Genomic DNA, 893 nt, shown 5'->3' with positions numbered 1-893 from the left:
CGGCGAGGCGGCCCGGCAGATGGGCGTGAGCAGGCAGACCGCCAGCAAGTGGGTCGCGCGGGCGAGGCGGGGCGAGCCGCTGTCGGACCGTCCCAGCAGGCCGGCGCGGCTCGGCCGGCTCACCGCCCCGGAGGACGAGGCCCGGGTCGTGGAGGCGCGCACGTCGCTGCTGCTCGCGCCGCACGCCCTCTCGGCGGTCACGGGCGTGCCGGCCCGAACCTGCGCCCGGATCGTCGCGAGGGCGGGCCTGCCGAGGCTCGCCGACGTGGACCGCGTGACCGGCGAGCCCCGGAGGCGCGGCCCCGTGACCCGCGTGCGCTACGAGCGGGAGAGGCCCGGCGAGCTGCTGCACGTCGACGTGAAGAAGGTCGCGCGGATACCGGACGGAGGGGGCTGGAGGGCCCGCGGCGCCTCCGAGCTCGACCACGGGCACACCTCGGCGGGCACGGCCTGCCTGCACGTGGCCGTCGACGACCGGAGCCGCGCCGCCTACGCCGAGCTGCTCCCGGACGAGAGGAAGGAGACCTGCGTGGCGTTCATGGGCCGGTGCCTCGGCTTCTTCGAGGGGATGGGCGTCGCGGTCGAGCGCGTCATGACCGACAACGGCCCCGCGTACCACAGCCGCCTCTTCAACGAGTTCCTCAGCTCCGGGGGCGTCAGGCACAAGTACACGAGGCCGTACAGCCCCTGGCAGAACGGCAAGGTCGAGCGCATGAACCAGACGCTGGCCCGTGAGTGGCAGTACGTGCGGGCCTGGGAGAGCGAGGCCTCCAGGGCGGACGCCCTGGAGGCCTTCATCGACCACTACAATTGGGAGAGACCGCACAGCGCCTGCGGGGGCCTGCCGCCCATGTCGCGCATCGCCGGCGTAAACAACGTCATGGCACGCAACA

At 73.7% G+C, this 893-nt stretch carries 1 protein-coding gene; it reads left to right on the top strand.

Annotated elements, in window-relative coordinates:
• The coding region (locus EFAMC2_RS02505; protein WP_154026689.1) for an IS481 family transposase at nt 1-893 on the top strand (893 nt) is incomplete at both ends.

It is taken from the genome of Olsenella uli, assembly GCF_901212655.1.
Lineage (GTDB): Bacteria > Actinomycetota > Coriobacteriia > Coriobacteriales > Atopobiaceae > Parolsenella > Parolsenella uli_A.
This window is presented reverse-complemented; position numbering and strand designations above follow the sequence as displayed.